Here is a 20,191-nt window from a genome sequence, read left to right as displayed (position 1 = left end):
AAGTGGCGCGGTTGACGGGGCTCGAACCCGCGACCCCCGGCGTGACAGGCCGGTACTCTAACCAGCTGAGCTACAACCGCGCGTGAAGGGCGGAATAGGCCAAGTGTCGCAAGCCGTCAATGCCATTTTCCCGGTTTTTGTCAGAAAACGCCGCCGCGACAAACACCGGGCAAGTCAATACATCGCCGCATTGACCCGGCTGCCGGGCCAATGCCGTGATTGTGACAGAATTCATCTATTTTATGCCGTAAAAAGTGCGGTAAGGGCACACAAATTTACCATGAAACTCATCGAAAATGCCCTTACCGAAAGACCCTTTTGAAACAGTCTTTTCATCCAACACCAGCGCCGTTCCCGCGGCACCACTTGAAAGATAATTCTCTGTGACACGTCTTGGCCGCATCCAAAAAGCCTTTTGTCGCGAAGTCGTTCTGCATGACGTGTTTTTCGGGAAATTCACGTTGAGCATTTCACGATACGTGAAATTGCTGGTACGCCCCACCGGGCTCATTTTTCTTGCGCTTTGCGGTGCCATGTTGTTTGCGGGTGACCCCAACGACGTACGTGCGGTCCACGGCGCACCCTTCGCCGTTTTCATCTGGACGACATCGATCCTTGCCTACACCAGCGTCGTCTTTCTGGTCATCGGCCTTTTGGCGATGCTGCAAACCGCCCTCCCCCGCCTGCCGCTATACACACCCATCACATCGGCCCTGGGACTGTTGGCCGTTTTCGTTTTGGCCCGTGGTCTTATCGTGGTGTTCACCGGTATGGAACACCGCGAAAGCGCGTTCCCATTGTATTTCAACGTCCTCGTCACCGGGCTGACGCTCGAGACGTTGTTCATTCGCTTCGTCCTGCAAGGCACCGGCCAGGACACCGAGGCCGAGGAAGAGGCCGCGCCGCGCCTGTTGAACATCGGCGACCGATCGGTGCCGTTGTCGCGCGTGCGCTATCTGCATGCACAAGAGCATTACATCCGCATCGGCCTGCCCAACGATACGATCATGATCCGCGGACGGATGCGGGACGCCCTGGCGCAAGTCGATGCCGCCGATGGTTTTCAGCCGCATCGGTCATGGTGGATCTCCGCCGCTGCACAGCCGCGGCTTATCCAAACCAACGGCAAGCCGCAGGTAAAACTGGATGACGATACCGAAGTACCTGTCGCCAAGGCGCGGGCGGCGGATATCCAACGATGGTTGGACCACAACAAAGACTGGTGATCAGCGATCCGGCAACGGGATGAACTCTTGATCATCACCGGGTGGCAGCTGAAAACGCCCATTTTGCCAATCACCGGCGCGCCATGCCTCTTTTGCCTCTTCGATCCGCTCGCGGCTCGACGCGACGAAATTCCACCAGATGTAGCGATCTCCCTCCAGCGTCGCGCCACCAAGCAGCATGACACGGGCCCCTTCCGGACCCGCCTTCATATTGATGCGGTCACCTGGCCGAAACACCATCATCTGACCAGCCGGAAAATCCTGCCCGGCGATCGTGACCGTTCCCTCCAATACATAAGCGCCGCGATCTTCGTGATCATCCGGCATCGGAAGGGACGCGCCGGGTTGCAGTTGCGCATCCAGATAGAACATCTCGGACGGTGTTTCGACGGGTGCACGCTCTCCATAAGCATGGCCCAGCACCAGGCGCACCTCTTTCCCCTCCCCGGTGATCAGCGGCAGGTCGGCCTCTGGCGCATGGATAAAACCGGCATCCCGGTCTTCGGCTCCCTTGGGCAAGGCAAGCCATGTCTGGATGCCAAGCAGGCTTTGGGGTTGCGCCCGCGCGGCGCCATCCATCCGTTCGGAATGGGTGATCCCCTGCCCGGCGATCATCAGGTTCATCGCGCCCGGATGAATCCACTGATCCGTGCCCAGACTATCGCGATGGTGAATGGCCCCCTTCAGCAGGTACGTCACCGTCGCCAAGCCGATATGCGGATGCGGGCGCACATCCAGCCCTTCGCCGGTCACGAATTCCGCCGGGCCCATCTGATCGAAAAAGATGAACGGCCCGACCATCTGTCTGCGCGGCGCGGGTAAGGCGCGCCGCACCTCAAAACCGCCAAGGTCGCGGGCACGCGGGACGATCACGGTTTCGATCGCATCGATATCATCGTCGGTGGGGCAATCGGGATCAAGGGCAGGGTTCCAGCTCATCGTGGGTCCAATCAGGGTTTCAGTTGAATACTGTCAATAACTTGGTCCCTGCTGGCGCGATGTCGAGTGGCCTTAGGCGTCGTCTAAATCGGCTGCACAATCATAAAGAGTTGCGAAAGAATAATACTGCGTTAAAATTTCACCCAATTATTGTTTGTATTTGTATCGTTATTGGGTTCTGGGGTTGGCATGAAAGAAGCATTTCAGCAGGTGCAGTCCGAAGGATTTCCGCTCACTTCGCTACAACTCGGCATGATCTACGAAAGCACGGTTGGCGAACAGCCGTGGGTCAATGTCGAACAAGTGGTGGTTGAATTGGATGCTGCTGACGCATCCATTCCTACGCTGAATGACGCCTGGGCGGCGATTTCTCAGCGGCACGATGCGCTTCGGCTGGCTTTCGACATCAAAACAGGCGGTCGTCCGATGCAATGCGTCGTCGATCAGACGACGCCATCCGTCAGTGCGTATGAAATATCGGACCAACCCGGCGATTTCGAAGGCTTTCTGGAAAAAGACCGTGTCGCTGGCTTCGACTTTGCCAAAGGGCCACCATGGCGGGTATCGCTGATCCGTTTCCCTGACCAAACCGCGAAAATGATCTGGACGGCGCACCATGCAGTCGTCGATGGGCGAAGTATCGCTCATGTTTTGCGCGACCTGCTGGGCTATGTCGAAAACGGCGTGTTGCCACCACAATCATCAGTCCCGTCCACTTATGAGAATTTCAGCCGGACGCTCGCCTCGGGTATTCCAGACCGATGCGCGGCCGAGACTTACTTTCGGGAATATCTTGCCGGTTTTGAGGATATGGGTGCCCCGAGCATGTCCACCTTTGAAAGGGTCGACGGCAAATCACAACGCAAAAAGCAGGCCGAGCGGTACCTGTCTGCCGAACTGACTGCGCAACTGGAACGGCGCGCCCTGTCCGCTGGCAGCAGGATGGCCAATCTGGTTCAGGCCGCTTGGGCCCTTGCGCTCACCCGCTGGCAGGGCCTCGACGAGGCGACGTTCGGCATCGTCCGGACAGGCCGCCACGCGATCCACGGCACGCATGACACCGTCGGTTGCCTCATCAACACGCTCCCCATGCGGGTGCGGTTGTCCCGCGACCTGACATTCGGCGATCTGTTGCAAAAGTTGCGACAGGATACGCTGGCTCTTTACCCGTTCGAGCAGACGCCCCTGCCGAAGATACGCGAATGGGCCGGCCTGTCGGGACAGCAGAACCTGTTCAACAGTCTGGTCATGTACGAAAACGCCGATCTGCAGGGTATCGTGAACTGGCACAAGGACATCCCCATCACCTTGCACGAGGAAGGCGGTCTGCCCCTCACCCTCGCCGTCTATGGCGGCGAAAGGCTGCGGGTGATGCTGGAACATGATCCGGCAATCATCCCCGATCCGGTCGCGGCGCGGCTGATAGGCCACGTCGAAACATTGTTGCATCGCATGGCGGACACGGCCGATGACGCCTTGGTCGGCACATTGTCGATGCTGCCCAAGGATGAGCATGACGCACTGATCGCGCTGGCGGCACCCGATATCCCGCTAAGGACGATCGGCGATTGTCTTGCCCGTCGCTTTGACGAAGTCGTACGGAGCAATCCAAACGCGACCGCATTGGAAATCGCTGGCGGAGATGAGCGTCTGACCTACGCCGACCTCCGCGACCGCGTGGCGGCGTTGGCAGCGACGTTGACCGCGCAAGGAATCTCGACCGGTGATGTGGTCGCCATCGGCCTGCCGCGGTCGGTCGATTTCATCGTGTCGCTTTTGGCGATCCTGCGCACCGGGGCGGCCTTTCTGCCCGTGGACCCGACCTATCCCGAAGCGACCCGCGCGCACATGCTGTCCGATAGTGGCGCGCGGGCCATCGTCGCATATGATCATGACAGCGTGCTACTCCTCATCCGCCCGGATCAAGCCAGCGCAGCACCGGCCACACCGTTGCCCGCGATCGACCCGGATGCACGGGCCTACATCATCTACACCTCCGGCTCGACCGGCAAACCCAAAGGTGTCCAGGTCTCGCGTGCGAACCTGTTGTCGCATATCGCCGCGATCACGGACGCTTTCGGGTTGACAGCCGACGACCGCGTTCTGCAATTCGCAAGCCTGTCTTTCGATGTCGCCTTGGAAGAGGTCATTCCGACGCTGCTCAACGGGGCGACGCTGATCCTGCGGAGCGACGAGATGGCCCAATCGGCCGGAACGTTTCTTGATCGATGCGCCACGCTGCGACCGACGATCATGAACCTGCCAACGGCCTTCTGGGCCATTCTGACGGATTTCATGGGCCATAGCGGCAAACAGACGCCGGACAGCATGCGCCTGATCATCGTCGGTGGCGAACAGGTCAAACCGCAAAGCCTTGTCGCATGGCAAAAGCTGGTACCTGATGTCACTTGGATGAACGGCTATGGGCCGACGGAAACGACGATCACCTGCACCTTGCACACGGCCGGGCAGGCCCTGCCTGACGAAGACATCCCAATCGGACGCCCCACCGCCCATGCCCGCGCGTATGTCATGGCGGCGGATGGCAGCCTTGCCCCCCGTGGTGCGCCCGGCGAATTGGTCATCGGCGGGCCGGCGGTCAGCATCGGTTACATCAATCGCCCCGAGGAAACGGACAAAGCGTTCCTGCCCGATCCGTTCGTGCCGGGCGGGCGCATGTATCGCAGTGGCGACACGGCGCAGTGGCGGCCCGACGGCACGCTTCACTTCCTCGGGCGCGAGGATCGGCAGGTCAAAGTCCGCGGATACCGGATCGATCTGCGGCAGGTGGAACAAGCCGTGGAAGAGGCTGCCCCCGATCTGCACGTGATCGCGGGCGTGGCAAACAAGGGCACACCGGCAGCACAGCTCGTCACGTGGGTCAGTCCGGAAAATGACAGCGATGCAGTTGATATCGATGCGCTGACCACGGACGTGGCCGAGGTTTTGCCATCGCATATGCAACCGACCCTTGTTCACGTCCCGGAATTCCCGCGAACCGCTGGTGGTAAAATCGATAAGGCCGCCCTGCCCGCACCCAGCGCAGGTGAGATCGGCGGCTCAACCGACCTCCGACCAACCATCGGGTTAGAGGCCGATATCTGCGCGATCATGGCCAAAGTCCTGGGGCGGGATCAGGTCGGACCAGATCAGAGTTTCTACGATCTCGGCGGCCACTCCCTGTTGTCTGTTGAATTGATCGGGCGGCTCGAGGCGATGTCGGGGTCATCCATCGGCCTGATGGACTTTCAGACCAACCCCACCCCCAGTCAGCTTGCGCGGCTGCTGAAAGACGGCAGCAGCGGTCCCAAACACATCATTCCAATCCAGCCCAAAGGTAGCAAGCCGCCGCTGCTCGGCATCCATATTCTCGGCACGAACGAAGAGTATTTTCGCCCCCTTGCCGCCCATCTTGGTGATGACCAGCCGATGATGGGCGTCTCGGTCGGATCGCTGGACGAAAACACCCCTACCGGGATCGTCAACACCGCCAGCCGCTACTGCGCTGACATCAACGATCACTACCCCGACGGGCCGATCCATCTGATGGCCGTATCGCTGGGAAGCTACATGGCGTTCGAGCTTGCCCGGCAGCTCAAGGACATCGGGCGCGAGATCGGGATGCTCGCCCTGTTCGATGCTGCCGGACCGGGCGGGCGGGATGAGTACCGTGGGCTTAGACGGGTGTTCGCCATGGCCCGACGGGCGCATTACATGGGCCCCGGCTTTGTGCAGGACGTGTTGCGCAACCGTCTGTATAACTGGCGCAACAAGATCAACAAAAAGAAAATCAGCGAAGCCGAGGCGCAGGGCGAAACCAAAGCACCAATGACTGTGTTCGAATTCATCGCATCGAACGAAATGGCGGTGAACGCCTATGACGCCCAACCGCTTGACGTGCCGCTGACCATCTTCCGCGCCGAAAGCCAGTTCTACGACACCGATGCGGCGATCAAATCCGGCCTTGGCTGGGCCGATGTGGCCAAAAAAGGGTTCGAGGTGATCGATGTGCCCGGCGGTCACCTGTCACTTTTGCAGGAACCACATGTTCCCACACTGGCGCGCGAGATGGCGAAGGTGCTGGACCGATACAATAAGGACTAAGCCCGCCTTTTCGGAAAGACGAAACACCGATCCCGGCGGATCATCAGCCATAGCGCCGTGCCGGGTTGCGGCAGAAACACTGACGGCACTGTGGCTTTCAGGATCGACCCGTCGAAATCCATACGGAATTCGACAAGGCTCGACATACCCATAAACCGCGCCCGTTCGACGACGCCGCGGGCCGCCGTGCCATCCTGAGAAGTCGGATTGGGACCTCGGCCTTGCCTGTCAAAGTCGATTTTCAGATGTTGCGGGCGGATCACGATATCGACTTCGGTGCCATCCGGGACACCCGGGGCAAGGAACTGGCCAAAGGCCGTATCGGTCAATGCACCTTGGACTTTGCCGGTTATCACATTGATGTCGCTGAAAAAACGCGCTGCGTCTATATCCACGGGCGCGTTGTAGATGTTATAAGGCGCGCCGTGCTGCACGATGCGGCCGTCCCGCATCAATGCGATTTCGTCCGCCATGCGCATCGCCTCGCCCGGTTCATGCGTGACGAGCAGAACGGCCGCACCTTCGGCCTTCAGAATGGCCAGCGTTTCGTCGCGGATATCGTCGCGCAAACGATCGTCCAGCCCCGAAAACGGTTCGTCCATCAACATGATATGCGGCTTGGGGGCCAGCGCGCGGGCAAGCGCCACCCTTTGCTGCTCTCCCCCCGACAACTGATGCGGATAGTCGTCGATGAAATGCGCCATCCCGACCTTGTCCAGCAGCCCCTTCACCCGCGCAGCCGCTCCACGCCGCTTCAGCCCAAAGGCCACATTCTGACCAACGGTCAGATGGGGAAACAGCGCGAAATCCTGGAACATCAGCCCGATTTGCCGGCGCTCGGGCGGCACGCGATAAACCGTATCGCAGATCAACCCGCCATCCACATGAATCGTGCCGCTATCCTGCATCTCGACCCCTGCAACGATCCGCAAGGTCGTCGACTTACCGCAACCGGACGGGCCCAAAAGGCAGGTCACCTGCCCCGGCATCACGGACAGATCGACATTGTCGACCACACGGCGCCCGCCAAAGTCTTTTACGATATTCCTGATCTCAAGACGCGGCGGGGGCATGCGGCGGGGTAACATCCCTGACTGAAACGATTGGGTTTAGCGCACCTAACAACTCTGCCAAGCCGGGGCAAGGTCAGGTCAGCGTGAATGAGGACGAGGCAACGATACGGCCATTTATCTGCGCATGAATGCGATGCGGACCGGGATACAGGGTGAACGTGGTCGCATTGTCCTTGAACACATGTTTCTTCTTCAACGTCATCGGCTTTCCAGCCTTGGCGTCCAACACCTTGAATTTGAAGACTTTCGGCGCGGTTGTCCCGTTGGCCTTCACGAAATCGACGACATAGTCGATGATCAGCGGGGCATCTTCCTGCGCGGTCAGCCCCAATCTCACCTCAGCCGCCGCACCGCGCGCCAAAGCGTCAGGTGTGATCGCCCAACCATCCACGGTCAGCGAAACATCGGGCCGATAGCCCAGATGTGTCATCGCCGCCGGATTACCCGCCTTGATCAGCCCGCGCAGCGCGTGTTTGCGCATCCAGGTCAACTCGACATCATTCTGCACATCGCTAGCCTGCCAGGCCTCCAGCCGGCCGATCACCAACCCGGGATCCTTCTTTGTCAAATCATTGAGATGATTGGCCACAGACCGCGTGACAAATCTGGTCGGATCGCCATGCAACTTATCCAGCAATGGCAGTGTCTGCTCCGGCGTCACGCCCACGCTCTGCCCCCATGGCAGTTTGGGCCGCGTGCCTTCGCTGACCAGACGCCGGACATGATAATGATCATGCACCACCCAATCCTGCATCCGCTCCAGCGTTTTACTTTCCCACCGGTTCAGGAAAGCACGGATCGAGAACTCCATCGAAAAACGCTGGGTCACGGCTTCCAGCACATCAAGACCGCGGTCGCGGTGATCTTCCATGCCATGACGTTCGACATAAACACCCAACGGCGCATAGATGAAATGCCCGAAATCATCGTCCTTCAAGGTGGGGTCCAATGGCGGCGGTAAGGCCGCCAGGATCGCATCTGCGGCAGCCGGAAAGTCACCGGGCAGATGGTGCCTCAGGACGTCCGCGATCAGATTGATCCGCGCCTTCAACTCAAGCGGCGGCATCTCTGCCATGACGGCAGAAACGAACGGTGCCCCGTCGAATACCCCCGCATCCTCGAAATGACCACCAAGCAAAGTGACCGTATCGACATTGAATAGATGATCCTTGAGGCTGAACTTTTCCGCCATCAAATCGTCGCGTTGATCGCGCCGCCATCCAGCACGATGTTCTGCCCGATGATAAAGCCCGCATGCTGTGAACACAGGAAAGCACACATCGCCCCGAACTCTTCCGCCGTACCATAACGGCGGGCGGGGATTGTCGCCTCACGCTGCGCCTTGGCTTTGTCCATCGAGATACCTTGCGCCTGCGACACACCCGTATCAAGGCTGATCGCCCGATCCGTCGCGTGAATGCCGGGCAACATGTTGTTGATGACCACACCGTGCTGGGCGACCTGCCGGGCGGTCCCGGCGACATAGCCGGTCAGACCAGCCCGGGCGGAATTGGAGAGGCCCAACTGCGGGATGGGCGCCTTGACCGACCCCGAGGTGATGTTGACGACACGCCCCCAGCCTTTGTCGATCATGCTGGGCAGCAGCGCTTTCATCAGCGCGATCGGCGCGAGCATGTTGGCGTCCAGTGCCTTGATGAAATCGTCCCTGTCCCAGTCGGACCAAAGGCCGGGGGGCGGGCCGCCCGCATTGTTCACCAGAATATCGACGTCACCCGCCGCAGAAAGAAGAGCATCACGCCCCGTGTCTGTGGCGACATCAGCGGCGACCGTCGTGACATCGATGCCATGCGCGTTCCGCAGGGCCAAAGCCGTCGCGTCCAGCGCCTCCGCGCCGCGGGCGTTCAGCACCAGGTCGACACCCGCTTCGGCCAGCGCCGCAGCGCATCCACGTCCAAGCCCCTTTGACGACGCGCAAACCAGCGCGCGCTTTCCCTTGATTCCCAGATCCATCATCCACTCCACTGTTTTCGCCGCAATGCGACCTCGCGCTCTGCTTAAAGCGAAAACCAGGAAATCCGAACCGGAATTCTTGGTTTTCAAGACAGGTGAGGACGGCCCGTTCGCGAAACAGCGAAAAATCTGCGCCGCAGATTTTACGGACAGCGCCCCAAACTGCTGCAATGCAGGACCGAACGTCGCGTACCCTGCGCTTTTGGTTATATTTTCCTACATGACTTTGGGCGATATACATCTGTGATGGACGATCTGGCCCTTACATTTTCAGTCTTCGACGGCAGCTCTTTTGTGGTGTCGGACGGTGTGACCATGGGTGAAACCTTGGCCAATCCGCGGCCCCCGCTCTGCGATGACATCTATGCGGTCACGCCCCATGCCCCCCTCGCGCGGGCAATGTATGAAGACGAAAAACTGCATCTGGCCCAATGTGGTACGCCCCTCCGGCCCTGCCGGGCGCTGACGTTCATGGATGATGCGGGAGGTACGCTGCGCTGCTTTCAACTCGTTTCCACCGATGCCCGGGTATTTATACTTTCACTGGACCAGCCAAACGGACAGGCCCGCTATCGCCTGATCCACAGCAGCGACACGACGCTGGCCAGTTTGATGGACAAGATAACGTTCGGAATCCTGCCGGAACAGGCGATGGTCAAAATGCGGGATGGATCGGACCGCGCTGTCGGGGCGTTGAAACCGGGTGATGAGGTCCTTGCGGTCAATGACGATGCCTGCACCGTTCTGCAGGTGCGAAAGGTCGCATCCCGCGCTTGTGCTGCCGACGGGCTGGTCAAGGTTCCGGCGCAAACCCTGGGCAACCGGCGTGACCTGATCTTGCATCCGCATCAAACCATCATCGATGGTACGGCGCTGATACGGGCGGATCAGCTGGTGTCAACGCCGCATGCATCGATCGACAAAAGCGCCGACCACCGGCTGGTCCAACTGCGATGCGACCAAAATGCAATCGTCGTCGTCGACGGGATAAGGCTGTCAGTCCATCTTTGTGATCGTGGCCCAATCGCGGATGTGCCTCCGGCGCGGATCAATCCTGGATCCCGAAAAACGAACCGTCAAACAGCGTGACCTCGTCGGTGTCTGACCGCATCGTTCCTGCGACGACGCCATTGACCGCCTCTGCCTCGGCCCCTTTGAAATCACCATAGACCTCACCCGACAGGCGATAATTTTCCGTGGCGGCGGACAGCGATCCCGAAAATTCAGCCTCGAATTGATAGTCCCGTATCGGATCGGCATCCGGATAAATCCGACCTTCCGAGATGGTCAGCGCGCCGGACAACGTGTCGGCACCGTGTCGAAACCCATCCACTGTCCCGGTCACAGCGGCGTCCCGGCTATCGAAATCGAATGCCATATGTGCGTCACCAAGGTAGGGCCCGACCCCACCCGGCAATGCCAGGTCGATCTGCATCTGCCCGGTATAGGTCAAGCGGCCTGTGGTCGGCAGCGCCGCCGCCGGTGTTGCGAACATCGCCTGCACGCCGTCCAAACGATCGCGATAGTCCGGCGCGTCGGCGCCGACGCCACTCCCGCCGCCACAGGCGGAAAAGGCCCAGATCGCGGCCATCCAAAGGAACGGATATCTCATCGACCCGGATGATCAACGCAGGTTGGTTAACATCCGGTTACATCTCGCGATTAATCGACATCAGATGCCCCGCCTTCCTCTTCCGCGACGATCGTCAGACTCCCGTCCACGATGTCGCCATTCACATCGATCAGCGCACCGAACTCCGCCCCTGCGATGGCCTCGGCCTCTGCACCATAAAGCGACCCGACGACCTGCCCGGCGAAGACGAGCGTATCAGAGCCGCTCTCCAGCGTGCCCGCATAGTCGACGGACCAGCCATTCGCATCATCGACCGTACCGTCCGCGATCACCAGCGTGCCCGCATAGTCTTGCAAGGCCTGACCCTCCCTGCGGCCGAACATGTTCCGCATCTCGCCCGACACGTCGCCAGCGGCGAAATCCATGGTGATGGCAGCATCGCCCGCGAGAAAGATCGGAACGGATGTTTCGACACTGATGGTCACAGACCCGTCATAGGTGATCGCCCCCGTGATGGGCACATCGGCTGTCTCGGTCGCAGCCATCCCCACGACACCAGCGCCAGGATCGCCCAAAACACGTACACGCTGCGCCTCATAGACATCGACCCGCGCAAGGCGAGGGTCGATCCCGCTGCCGCCGCCACCCCCTCCGCCACCGCCGCAGGCGGCGATGGGCACGATCAGCAAAACCATCAGGCCCCGCATGCCAAACTCCCGATTACCTCTCCCCTTGCTTATCCGACAACAACGAATCCCCGGTTAACGACGCGGCGCATTGCCCTTTCTCCGGCGACCGCATAAACGACCCGCCATGACGAACCGCCCTGACCTTCCCCCCGAAATCGCCCGCCGTCGGACCTTCGCGATCATCTCGCACCCCGACGCGGGCAAGACGACGCTGACCGAAAAATTCCTGCTGTATGGCGGTGCGATCCAGATGGCTGGTCAGGTCCGCGCCAAAGGCGAGGCGCGACGCACCCGGTCCGATTTCATGCAGATGGAAAAAGACCGGGGGATTTCGGTCAGCGCATCGGCAATGTCGTTCGATTTCGAAAACTACCGGTTCAACCTCGTCGACACGCCCGGCCACTCGGACTTTTCCGAAGATACCTATCGCACGCTCACCGCCGTCGACGCGGCGGTGATGGTGATCGACGGGGCCAAGGGCGTCGAAAGCCAGACGCAGAAACTGTTCGAGGTCTGCCGCCTGCGCGACCTGCCGATCCTGACCTTCTGCAACAAGATGGACCGCGAAAGCCGCGACACCTTCGAAATCATCGACGAGATCCAGGAAAACCTGGCAATCGACGTGACCCCCGCCGCCTGGCCGATCGGTGTCGGGCGCGAATTCATGGGCACCTACGACATCCTGCGCGACCGGCTGGAACTGATGGACCGGGCGGACCGGAACAAGGTGGCCGAAAGCATCCAGATCAAGGGGCTCGACGATCCCAAGCTGGCCGAACATGTGCCCGCACACCTCCTTGGGAAATTCCTCGAAGACATCGAGATGGCCAAGGAGTTGCTGCCCCAACTCGACCCCGAAAGCGTCCTGAACGGGTCGATGACGCCGATCTGGTTCGGCTCCGCCATCAACTCATTCGGCGTCAAGGAATTGATGGATGGCATCGGCACTTACGGGCCCGAACCACAGGTGCAAACGGCCCAACCACGCGAAATCGCGCCCGAAGAACCGAACGTGGCCGGTTTCGTGTTCAAGGTGCAGGCCAATATGGACCCGAAACACCGCGACCGTGTGGCCTTTGTCCGCATGGCTTCCGGCCATTTCGAACGCGGCATGAAGCTGACCCATGTACGATCGAAAAAGCAGATGGCCATCACCAACCCTGTCCTTTTCCTGGCCGCTGACCGCGAACTGGCGGAAGAGGCCTGGGCAGGTGACATCATCGGCATCCCCAACCACGGGCAACTCCGCATCGGCGACACGCTGACCGAAGGCGAAGCGATCCGGGTCACCGGCATCCCTTCCTTCGCGCCAGAGCTTTTGCAAAATTGCCGCGCGGGCGACCCGATGAAGGCCAAACACCTCGAAAAAGCACTGATGCAATTCGCCGAAGAGGGTGCCGCCAAGGTATTCAAACCGACCTTCGGATCCGGCTTCATCGTGGGTGTCGTGGGCGCACTGCAATTCGAAGTGTTGGCCAGCCGGATCGAAATGGAATACGGACTGCCTGTCCGGTTCGAGGCATCGCAATTCACCTCTGCCCGCTGGGTCCACGGCGAAAAGGACGCCATCGAAAAATTCGCAACCGCCAACAAACAGCACATCGCCGAAGACAATGACGGTGACACGGTCTACCTGACCCGCCTGCAATGGGACATTGATCGGGTCGAACGGGACTATGTCGATATTACACTCAGCGCGACGAAAGAAATGATGGTGTAACGCGCATAGGCAGCGTCTGCATTAGAACGCACCACCGGTTTCAGCCAAAATTGCTCAGTTCTAGGATGAGGCGGACCAGTAAGCGATCTGGGGGATCGTTTACCCGCCGAATAAGCGCAGGACTAGCGGGCTAATTCAAGCTCTGTTGACGACGAAATGGGCGTCTGCGCGGAAAAACAGTCCCCGGACTGTTTTCTGATCCGCTTAACTGGCGAAATCCCTGCGGGACGCGGCCCATTTGCCTCTGCCATCATCGCCGATTTGCCCTTCCGATGAACCAAATCGCTGCGGTCAAATCAGCTTGTCAGCGGAAAAATGGGTCTCGCGCCGATGGTGCGTTCCAAATGCAGACGCCGCCTAGTCCGCGCCGCCAACAACCTTCGGCTGAGGCGCGAGCACGGCGCCGATGATCGACATGAACGATACACCATGTGCCAGACCATTGGCCCGTGCCAGATGGCCCGAAATCAGATCCGCGGTTTCGGTCAGGTTATCCATCTGCTGATCGGTCAACCAGAACATCAGGTACATCCCGATGGTAAAATCGCCAGGCAACTCGGTAATTTCGACGCGGCAACCATCCGCCGTTTTCGTGAACTGCTCGGACGTCACGGTCATGCGGCCATTCGGCAAGACCAGCATCGTCTGCTGGCTGTCGGTTGTCTCGGCCATCAGTTTCGCCGCCACGCGGACGATCATGGGATTGCCGGGCGTCTCGGGATCGGCGATCTGCGGTGCCAGGATCGCGACATCGAAAAACCCGTTTTCGTCTGCTTGTCCCGTCAGGATACGACCACGCCGCACATTCGGCTGAAGCGCAAACTGACCACGGGCAACTTCGGGGGAACAGGGCACATTCACCGCGCCACGCAGACGCCAGGCCTTCATCGGGCCGATCATCATGACAAATCCCAAAGCGACTTGCAGACCTGCGATCAACAAACCGGTCGCGATCACGGAAAGGATGATCAGCATGACCAGCGCGGCCGTTTGATATTCCAGTGGTGCCACGACAGCGATTGCCTTTATCCAGGGGGCTGCAACACTCATCGCCGTCACCCCAAGCGACATGGCGATCGTCTCAAGCCCGGCATTTGGAAACAGGATCACATGACCAACGACCATGACGGCGACCGCCATCGCCGCCAGGGTCGCACGATCGGGGCTGATAAAGGCCGTATCGATCAACGATCCGCCCAAAAGGACAAGAACCGGCAGCGCGATGGCTAGCGCGACAAGACGGCGCAGGCGATGGATGCGATAGGTGATTTGGTCAGGTGTCGGCCAGTCAAATTGCATGTTCGTCCCCTTTTCGGCACCAATCAACCGGGCAAATCGGTCCAAAGTGAGACGGAAATCTGACGATTACGCTATGACGTGGGGTTCCATCGCGGCGCGCGCTTTTCGAAAAACGCGGCAATGCCTTCCGCCGCCTCGTCGCCTTCCCATTGGGCGATCAAGGCATCGATGGATCGGGCGATGACCGCTTCATCAATGACCGGACCAAGAGAACGGGCAAAGCGTTTCGCCGCCGCGACGGCACCGGGCGCACAGGCCAGATAAGGCACGACCTCGGCCTCTACGGCCGCATCCAGCGCATCCGCGGCCACCGCCTTTGCCACGATGCCAAGCCTCACCGCTTCGTCCACGCCGAACACACGCGACGACATGAAAACGCGCCGGGCGGCCGCTTCGCCCAAACGGGCCAGGACATAAGGGCCGATGGTCGCGGGAATCAGACCCAGCCTGGTCTCGGTGAGGCCGAATTTCACATGATCCGCAGCGATCGCCACATCGCAAACGCAGGCCATCCCGACCCCGCCCCCGAACGCATTGCCATGGACCCGACCGATGACGGGTTGGGGCAAGCCATTCAGAGCGCCCAACATCCGCGCAATCGATCCGGCGGCGGCCCGTCGCATCGCGGCATCTGCCGCCATTTGATCCCGCATCCAGCCCAGATCGCCACCGGCGCAGAACGACGCGCCCCGCCCGGCCAGAACGATAACACGAATCTCACGATCCGCGGCGATCCTGTCAGCCGTCACCTGCAGGTCATCGATCACGGCCTGCGACAGCGCATTGTGCTTGTCCGGTCGCGCCAGCCAAAGCGTCGCGACACCGCGCGCATCCACCTCAAGATCAACCAGCATGTGCTTTCTCCCGTATCGCGCGCGCCATGGCCGCGGCCTGGGCAATGGCATGCGCATCGACGCCCGTTTCAAATCCGCGATCATGCAGCAGGGCCAGAACCGCCTCGGTCGCCACATTGCCCGGCGCGCCCGGCGCATAGGGACAGCCACCCAGACCGCCCACGGCGCTGTCGAAGGCGCGCACGCCTTGCTCCAATGCGACCTCGATATTGGCGAGGGCTTGCCCCCCAGTGTCATGGAAATGACCGGCCAAATCCGTGACGGGAACGATCGCGGTCACCGCATCCAGCATGTGTGCCACCGTTTCCGGCGTGCCGTGTCCAATCGTATCACCCAGCGACAGCGGCATCCGCGCCACATCACGCAGCATCTCACAGGCGCGCGCCACGGCATCTGGCGCAACCGGCCCGTCAAAAGGGCAGTCGGTGACGCAAGACACATATCCGCGCACGGCGACACCCGCCGCTTCGGCAGCGCGGACAACCGGCACCAGCCGCGCGACGGATTCGGCGATCGAACAATTCAGATTGGCCCGCGAAAACCCTTCCGAGGCGGAAATGAACACAGCGATCTCATACGTCACGCCCGGCACACGGACCGCCGCAAAGCCGTCCCACCCGCGCATGTTCGGCACCAAAACGGCATAGTGCACGCCATCCAACAGCGTCAGACCGGCCAGCACACGATCCGTATCGGCCATCTGCGGCACCCATTTCGGGCTCACGAAACTGCCCACCTCGATATCGCGCAGCCCGGACCGGGCCAGCAAATCGATCAGCGCCACCTTGTCCGCCACCGAAATCACTCCCGGCTCATTCTGCAACCCATCCCGTGGCCCAACCTCATAAATGCGCACGACCTCAGCCACGATCCACCCTTCTTTTGTTCAAAAATACCTCGGGGGAGGCCCATCGGGCCGGGGGCAGAGCCCCCACAAAAGCATGATATGCGGCACAGCCGCTCATGTATCCAACGGCCAAGGCGGATATAAATCCTGCGCATAAAGCCCCGGCCCGCCCGGCAACGCCTTCCGATAGGCAGGCCGGGCCTGCAACCGGTCGAACCAATCCGACAACCGCGGGAAACGCGCCAATTCCACAAAATGCCCCGCCATATAGACGGCCTGCCCCACCCCGATATCAGCGGCTGAAAACGATGACAGCAGATAATCTCCCACCAAACCCGCCTCGACCTTGCCCAAGGTCTTCGCCAGCCGCTTCGCCTCCAGCTGCATGACGATGGGCGAGCGCATGTGATCCTCATAAAGCGCCACGTGCTGCTGGGTCAGGGCGGCGGTATGCTGGCTGATCGTCTCGGCGAAATGGATCCAGTCCAGCCAGGCGGCACGATCGTCGTCGCCTGGGTCTCGACCCAGGCCACCGTCGGGAAACCGCTCACACAGATATTCGGCGATCGCGCCGCTTTCATGGATCACGAAGCCATCGATTTCCAATGTCGGCACGCGACCCGTCGGGTTAAGCGACCGATACGGTTCTTCCCGCAACGTCTTGTCGAACGGATAGACCAGCAGCTCGAAATCCACGCCCAGCTCATAAAGCAACCACAGGCTGCGCATCGAACGTGTCTGATGACAATGATGCAGGCGGATCATGTCTCGGCCTCCAGCGCGACCATCAGCGCGCCTGCCGTCACCTGATCACCGGCGCTTACCCCGACAGAGGCGACAACACCATCGCGCGGCGCACGCAAGACATGCTCCATCTTCATCGCCTCCAATACAACCAGTCGGTCACCCGCGGCCACGCGCGCGCCATCGGTTACCGCGACATCGCGCACCAGCCCGGGCATCGGTGCAAGCACCACATCACCACCAGCGGACAACGCACCACGATCCAGCAGATCCGGTAACGCGAACGTTAGCGTCTCTGCCCCGAACACGGTGACCCGCGCGCCATGACGCACCGCCTCCGCCCCCCATTGCCCATGCCATGTCAGGGCAATGACCTCATCGCCGACGGCGACCTCGCAATGATCCGCATCGCGGATCGTCAGCCGGGCGGTGACAGGCTCATCCGCATACGACAGGACAACATCGCGAGTCAGCGGTGCCCACAAGGTAAATCCTGTCAGCGCATCCCGCTGCACATCCGCCGCGACAACCGCCGCAATCGCCACGTCGCGCGCACGCGGCTGCAGCGCGACGCAAAGATCATCCTGCCGCCGCGCGATCAGGCCCGTATCCACATCACCTTCGGCAAAACCCGGATCCCGCGCCAGCTTGCGCAAAAAGCCAAGATTGGTGACGGTCCCCGCCACCTGCGTCGCATCCAATGCCGATGACAAAGACCGCAGGGCCACCGCCCGATCCGGTCCATGCACGGTGACCTTCGCGATCATCGGATCATACCAAGGCGAAATCTCCGATCCGGCATCGACACCGCTATCGATCCGCGCGCTGTCTGGAAAGACCAGATGATCGATCACCCCGGTCGCGGGCAGGAACCCCGCGGGCACATCCTCGGCATAAAGGCGTGCCTCGAACGCATGACCGCTGATCGCCAAATCCTTTTGCCGCACAGGTAAAGGCTCCCCAGACGCGACACGCAACTGCCACTCCACAAGGTCGACGCCGGTAATGGCCTCGGTCACCGGGTGTTCTACCTGCAACCGCGTGTTCATCTCCATGAACCAGAAGCCGTCTTCGCGCAGCCCATCCGATCCATCGACAATAAACTCGATCGTACCCGCACCCGTATAGCCGATCGCCCTGGCGGCGCGGACAGCGGCATCGCCCATCGCTCTGCGCACGGCGTCCGTCATGCCCGGCGCGGGCGCCTCTTCGATCACTTTCTGATGGCGGCGCTGCAGCGAACAATCCCGCTCGAACAAATGCACGGCGTCGTCGCCATCTCCAAAAACCTGCACCTCGATATGCCGGGGCGAGGTCACGAATTTCTCGATCAAGACATCCGCATTGCCAAACGCCGTCCGCGCCTCAGCCTGAGCAGAGGACAGGTTTTCAAGAAAATCCGTCGGCCCCTCGACCAGCCGCATTCCCTTACCGCCACCACCGGCAACGGCCTTGATCAGCACCGGATAACCGACCTCCTCAGCCTTCTCGGCCAGAAAGTCAGGGTTTTGATTGTCACCATGATACCCCGGCACGACGGGCACACCGGCCTCCGCCATCAGTGCCTTGGCCGCATCCTTCAGCCCCATTGCGCGGATCGCCTTGGCCGACGGTCCGATGAAAACGAGACCCGCCGCTTCGACCTCCTCCACGAAATCCGGGTTCTCTGACAGAAAACCGTACCCCGGATGGATCGCCTGCGCGCCCGTCGCCTGCGCTGCCGCGATAATCAGGTCACCCCGCAAATAGCTCTCCGCGACCGGCGCTGGCCCCAAGCGCACCGCCTCGTCCGCCTGCTGCACATGCAGCGCCTTGGCATCTGCGTCAGAGTAAACTGCAACAGTCCGCACGCCCATGGCCCGCGCCGTGCGGATCACGCGGCAGGCAATCTCACCGCGATTGGCGATCAGAATCTTGTCAAACATTGTCCCCTCCCGTCCAGCGATCCTGGCCCTCCAGATCGCTATAGGCGCGGAAACGGTGGCGATAGATCAGGTTGGGGCGGTCGCCATCGACGAGATAAACCAGCAACCCGATCCCCAACGCGGCCCGGATGACGACATCAACAGGTCCAAGCACGATGAAAAAAGCCGCAAGAATACCCCCGATCACCTGCACGAAAACGGCCGGCAGCGCCCACGGCGACCGGATAGCAAGAAGCAGTGCCACCGTCAGGTTCGCCACGCCAAAGATCAGCGCAAGCGGTGTGATCGTGACACCCTGATAAACACGAACGACACCCATCAGCAGATTGAACGCCACCAAAGCCCATAAAAGCAGCCCCAACTGCCCCTTCGGATGCGCCAGGGCCATCTCGGGCGTTACATAGATCCAACGCGCATCCGTGGCGTTGTCCGGCTTGCCAACGCGAAACTGACCGTCTTCGGGCATCTGCGGTTTCATGCACGGCCCCCGATCATCACCCCTGCTACCACCATGATGTCGACGTCCGATCCGTCAGGTGTTCAGTCACAAAGGCGGGCAATGGCCAGGCATCATAATCCAGATCACGCTGCGATACCGGGCCAAATTTGCGGGCATGATCGTAAAGCGCCCGATGCAACGTCACCTGCATCCCTGCCAATGCCTGATCGACCTTGCCTTGCGTCTCGGTGATGCTGCTTTCCAGCTTTTCACCGTCGCTTTTCTCGCGCAGAAAACCCGGCAACGGCAGCGCGGACCAGACCAGCTTGCCCGCCGACATCGCCACCAGCAGCACAATATTGGCGACAAACCCGCTCACCGCGCCACCTAGCAGGTCCTTGCCAAGGCTCCAGCTAAACCAACCGTTCTTCTTCCCCCCGCCAGCAGCCAGCGCCTGCCGGGCCGCGTCAAACTCAGCCGCGAAACTCTCACGAAATTGTCGCGCAAACGCACTGCGTCCAAAGTCGCTCCGCCCCGCCCACACCTTCAGCCTGGGTCTGACAAAGATGCCCGACCGCGACCGCTCCACGAACTGTTCGAAATCGAAGATAAAGAAATAGTCTTCTGGGTCGCCGCTGTTGTGGATCACATAAACCGGGATATCGACGCTCTGGCCCAGCGTCGGCATCTTGACCTGCGGCATTTGGTCAAGAATGCGATCCTTAATGCTGCGCATCGCACTCTCCTGACATCAGGGAATGTGTGCACATCGTGTGTACGTTGTGTGT

General features: G+C 60.6%; 18 protein-coding genes and 1 tRNA gene. 4 read left to right on the top strand and 15 right to left on the bottom strand.

Annotation, left to right across the window (positions count from 1 at the left end):
* Window positions 1-3: 3 nt before the first annotated feature.
* A tRNA-Asp gene (locus V8J85_RS01960) sits at window positions 4-80 on the bottom strand.
* Between the two features lie 155 nt (window positions 81-235).
* Window positions 236-535, bottom strand: a complete 300-nt coding sequence (locus V8J85_RS01955) for a hypothetical protein (RefSeq protein ID WP_339951690.1) — start codon at window positions 533-535, stop codon at window positions 236-238.
* Between V8J85_RS01955 and V8J85_RS01950 the strand changes: the two genes are divergently transcribed.
* Window positions 534-1,226 carry a LytTR family DNA-binding domain-containing protein gene (locus V8J85_RS01950; protein WP_339951688.1) on the top strand — a complete coding sequence of 231 codons (693 nt, stop codon included), beginning with the start codon at window positions 534-536 and terminating at the stop codon, window positions 1,224-1,226. The genes V8J85_RS01955 and V8J85_RS01950 overlap by 2 nt on opposite strands.
* On the opposite strand, the gene V8J85_RS01945 is transcribed toward V8J85_RS01950, so the two are convergent.
* Complete coding sequence (locus V8J85_RS01945) at window positions 1,227-2,165, bottom strand: pirin family protein (protein WP_339951686.1); 939 nt, start codon at window positions 2,163-2,165, stop codon at window positions 1,227-1,229.
* A gap of 189 nt (window positions 2,166-2,354) precedes the next feature.
* On the opposite strand from V8J85_RS01945, the gene V8J85_RS01940 reads away from it, so the two are divergent.
* The gene (locus tag V8J85_RS01940) at window positions 2,355-6,269 is read left to right on the top strand and encodes an amino acid adenylation domain-containing protein (protein ID WP_339951684.1); all 3,915 of its coding nucleotides are present in this window, start codon (window positions 2,355-2,357) and stop codon (window positions 6,267-6,269) included.
* Here V8J85_RS01940 and V8J85_RS01935 read toward each other — a convergent pair.
* From V8J85_RS01935 to V8J85_RS01925, 3 genes are all read right to left on the bottom strand, one after another.
* Window positions 6,266-7,342 (bottom strand): ABC transporter ATP-binding protein, encoded by a 1,077-nt coding sequence (locus tag V8J85_RS01935; protein ID WP_339951682.1) that lies wholly within the window; start codon window positions 7,340-7,342, stop codon window positions 6,266-6,268. The genes V8J85_RS01940 and V8J85_RS01935 overlap by 4 nt on opposite strands.
* 73 nt (window positions 7,343-7,415) lie before the next feature.
* Window positions 7,416-8,534, bottom strand: a complete 1,119-nt coding sequence (locus tag V8J85_RS01930; RefSeq protein ID WP_339951680.1) for a hypothetical protein — start codon at window positions 8,532-8,534, stop codon at window positions 7,416-7,418.
* On the bottom strand, window positions 8,534-9,313 hold the full coding sequence (locus V8J85_RS01925) for an SDR family oxidoreductase (protein WP_339953052.1): 780 nt from the start codon (window positions 9,311-9,313) through the stop codon (window positions 8,534-8,536). Before V8J85_RS01925 ends, V8J85_RS01930 begins: the two co-directional genes overlap by 1 nt.
* A gap of 246 nt (window positions 9,314-9,559) precedes the next feature.
* Here V8J85_RS01925 and V8J85_RS01920 point away from each other — a divergent pair, with 246 nt between their 5' ends.
* On the top strand, window positions 9,560-10,402 hold the full coding sequence (locus V8J85_RS01920; RefSeq protein WP_339951678.1) for a hypothetical protein: 843 nt from the start codon (window positions 9,560-9,562) through the stop codon (window positions 10,400-10,402).
* Here the strand turns inward: V8J85_RS01920 and V8J85_RS01915 are convergent.
* Together V8J85_RS01915 and V8J85_RS01910 are read right to left on the bottom strand one after the other, a co-directional pair.
* Entirely contained in the window at window positions 10,362-10,925 is a 564-nt protein-coding gene (locus tag V8J85_RS01915) for a hypothetical protein (protein WP_339951676.1), read from the bottom strand. The two genes, V8J85_RS01920 and V8J85_RS01915, sit on opposite strands and share 41 nt — an antisense overlap.
* A 50-nt stretch (window positions 10,926-10,975) precedes the next feature.
* On the bottom strand, window positions 10,976-11,593 hold the full coding sequence (locus tag V8J85_RS01910; protein ID WP_339951674.1) for a hypothetical protein: 618 nt from the start codon (window positions 11,591-11,593) through the stop codon (window positions 10,976-10,978).
* Window positions 11,594-11,699: 106 nt separating this feature from the next.
* On the opposite strand from V8J85_RS01910, the gene V8J85_RS01905 reads away from it, so the two are divergent.
* On the top strand, window positions 11,700-13,295 hold the full coding sequence (locus V8J85_RS01905) for a peptide chain release factor 3 (protein WP_339951672.1): 1,596 nt from the start codon (window positions 11,700-11,702) through the stop codon (window positions 13,293-13,295).
* A 357-nt stretch (window positions 13,296-13,652) separates the two neighbouring features.
* Here V8J85_RS01905 and V8J85_RS01900 read toward each other — a convergent pair whose 3' ends face one another.
* The 7 genes from V8J85_RS01900 to V8J85_RS01870 all read right to left on the bottom strand — a co-directional run bounded on the left by V8J85_RS01900 (window position 13,653) and on the right by V8J85_RS01870 (window position 20,139).
* On the bottom strand, window positions 13,653-14,594 hold the full coding sequence (locus V8J85_RS01900) for a hypothetical protein (protein ID WP_339951670.1): 942 nt from the start codon (window positions 14,592-14,594) through the stop codon (window positions 13,653-13,655).
* A gap of 71 nt (window positions 14,595-14,665) precedes the next feature.
* Complete coding sequence (locus V8J85_RS01895) at window positions 14,666-15,448, bottom strand: crotonase/enoyl-CoA hydratase family protein (RefSeq protein ID WP_339951668.1); 783 nt, start codon at window positions 15,446-15,448, stop codon at window positions 14,666-14,668.
* A complete protein-coding gene (locus tag V8J85_RS01890) occupies window positions 15,438-16,316 on the bottom strand; it encodes a hydroxymethylglutaryl-CoA lyase (protein WP_339951666.1) in 879 nt (292 codons plus the stop codon). Before V8J85_RS01890 ends, V8J85_RS01895 begins: the two co-directional genes overlap by 11 nt.
* Before the next feature lie 93 nt (window positions 16,317-16,409).
* Window positions 16,410-17,060 (bottom strand): glutathione S-transferase family protein, encoded by a 651-nt coding sequence (locus V8J85_RS01885; RefSeq protein ID WP_339951664.1) that lies wholly within the window; start codon window positions 17,058-17,060, stop codon window positions 16,410-16,412.
* Complete coding sequence (locus V8J85_RS01880; protein ID WP_339951662.1) at window positions 17,057-18,964, bottom strand: acetyl/propionyl/methylcrotonyl-CoA carboxylase subunit alpha; 1,908 nt, start codon at window positions 18,962-18,964, stop codon at window positions 17,057-17,059. The genes V8J85_RS01885 and V8J85_RS01880 overlap by 4 nt, the downstream gene beginning before the upstream one ends.
* Window positions 18,957-19,442 (bottom strand): hypothetical protein, encoded by a 486-nt coding sequence (locus V8J85_RS01875; RefSeq protein ID WP_339951660.1) that lies wholly within the window; start codon window positions 19,440-19,442, stop codon window positions 18,957-18,959. The genes V8J85_RS01880 and V8J85_RS01875 overlap by 8 nt, the downstream gene beginning before the upstream one ends.
* A 25-nt stretch (window positions 19,443-19,467) precedes the next feature.
* On the bottom strand, window positions 19,468-20,139 hold the full coding sequence (locus V8J85_RS01870; protein ID WP_339951658.1) for a hypothetical protein: 672 nt from the start codon (window positions 20,137-20,139) through the stop codon (window positions 19,468-19,470).
* Window positions 20,140-20,191 lie beyond the last annotated feature (52 nt).

Source organism: Yoonia sp. 2307UL14-13, assembly GCF_037572755.1.
Lineage (GTDB): Bacteria > Pseudomonadota > Alphaproteobacteria > Rhodobacterales > Rhodobacteraceae > Yoonia.
This window is presented reverse-complemented; position numbering and strand designations above follow the sequence as displayed.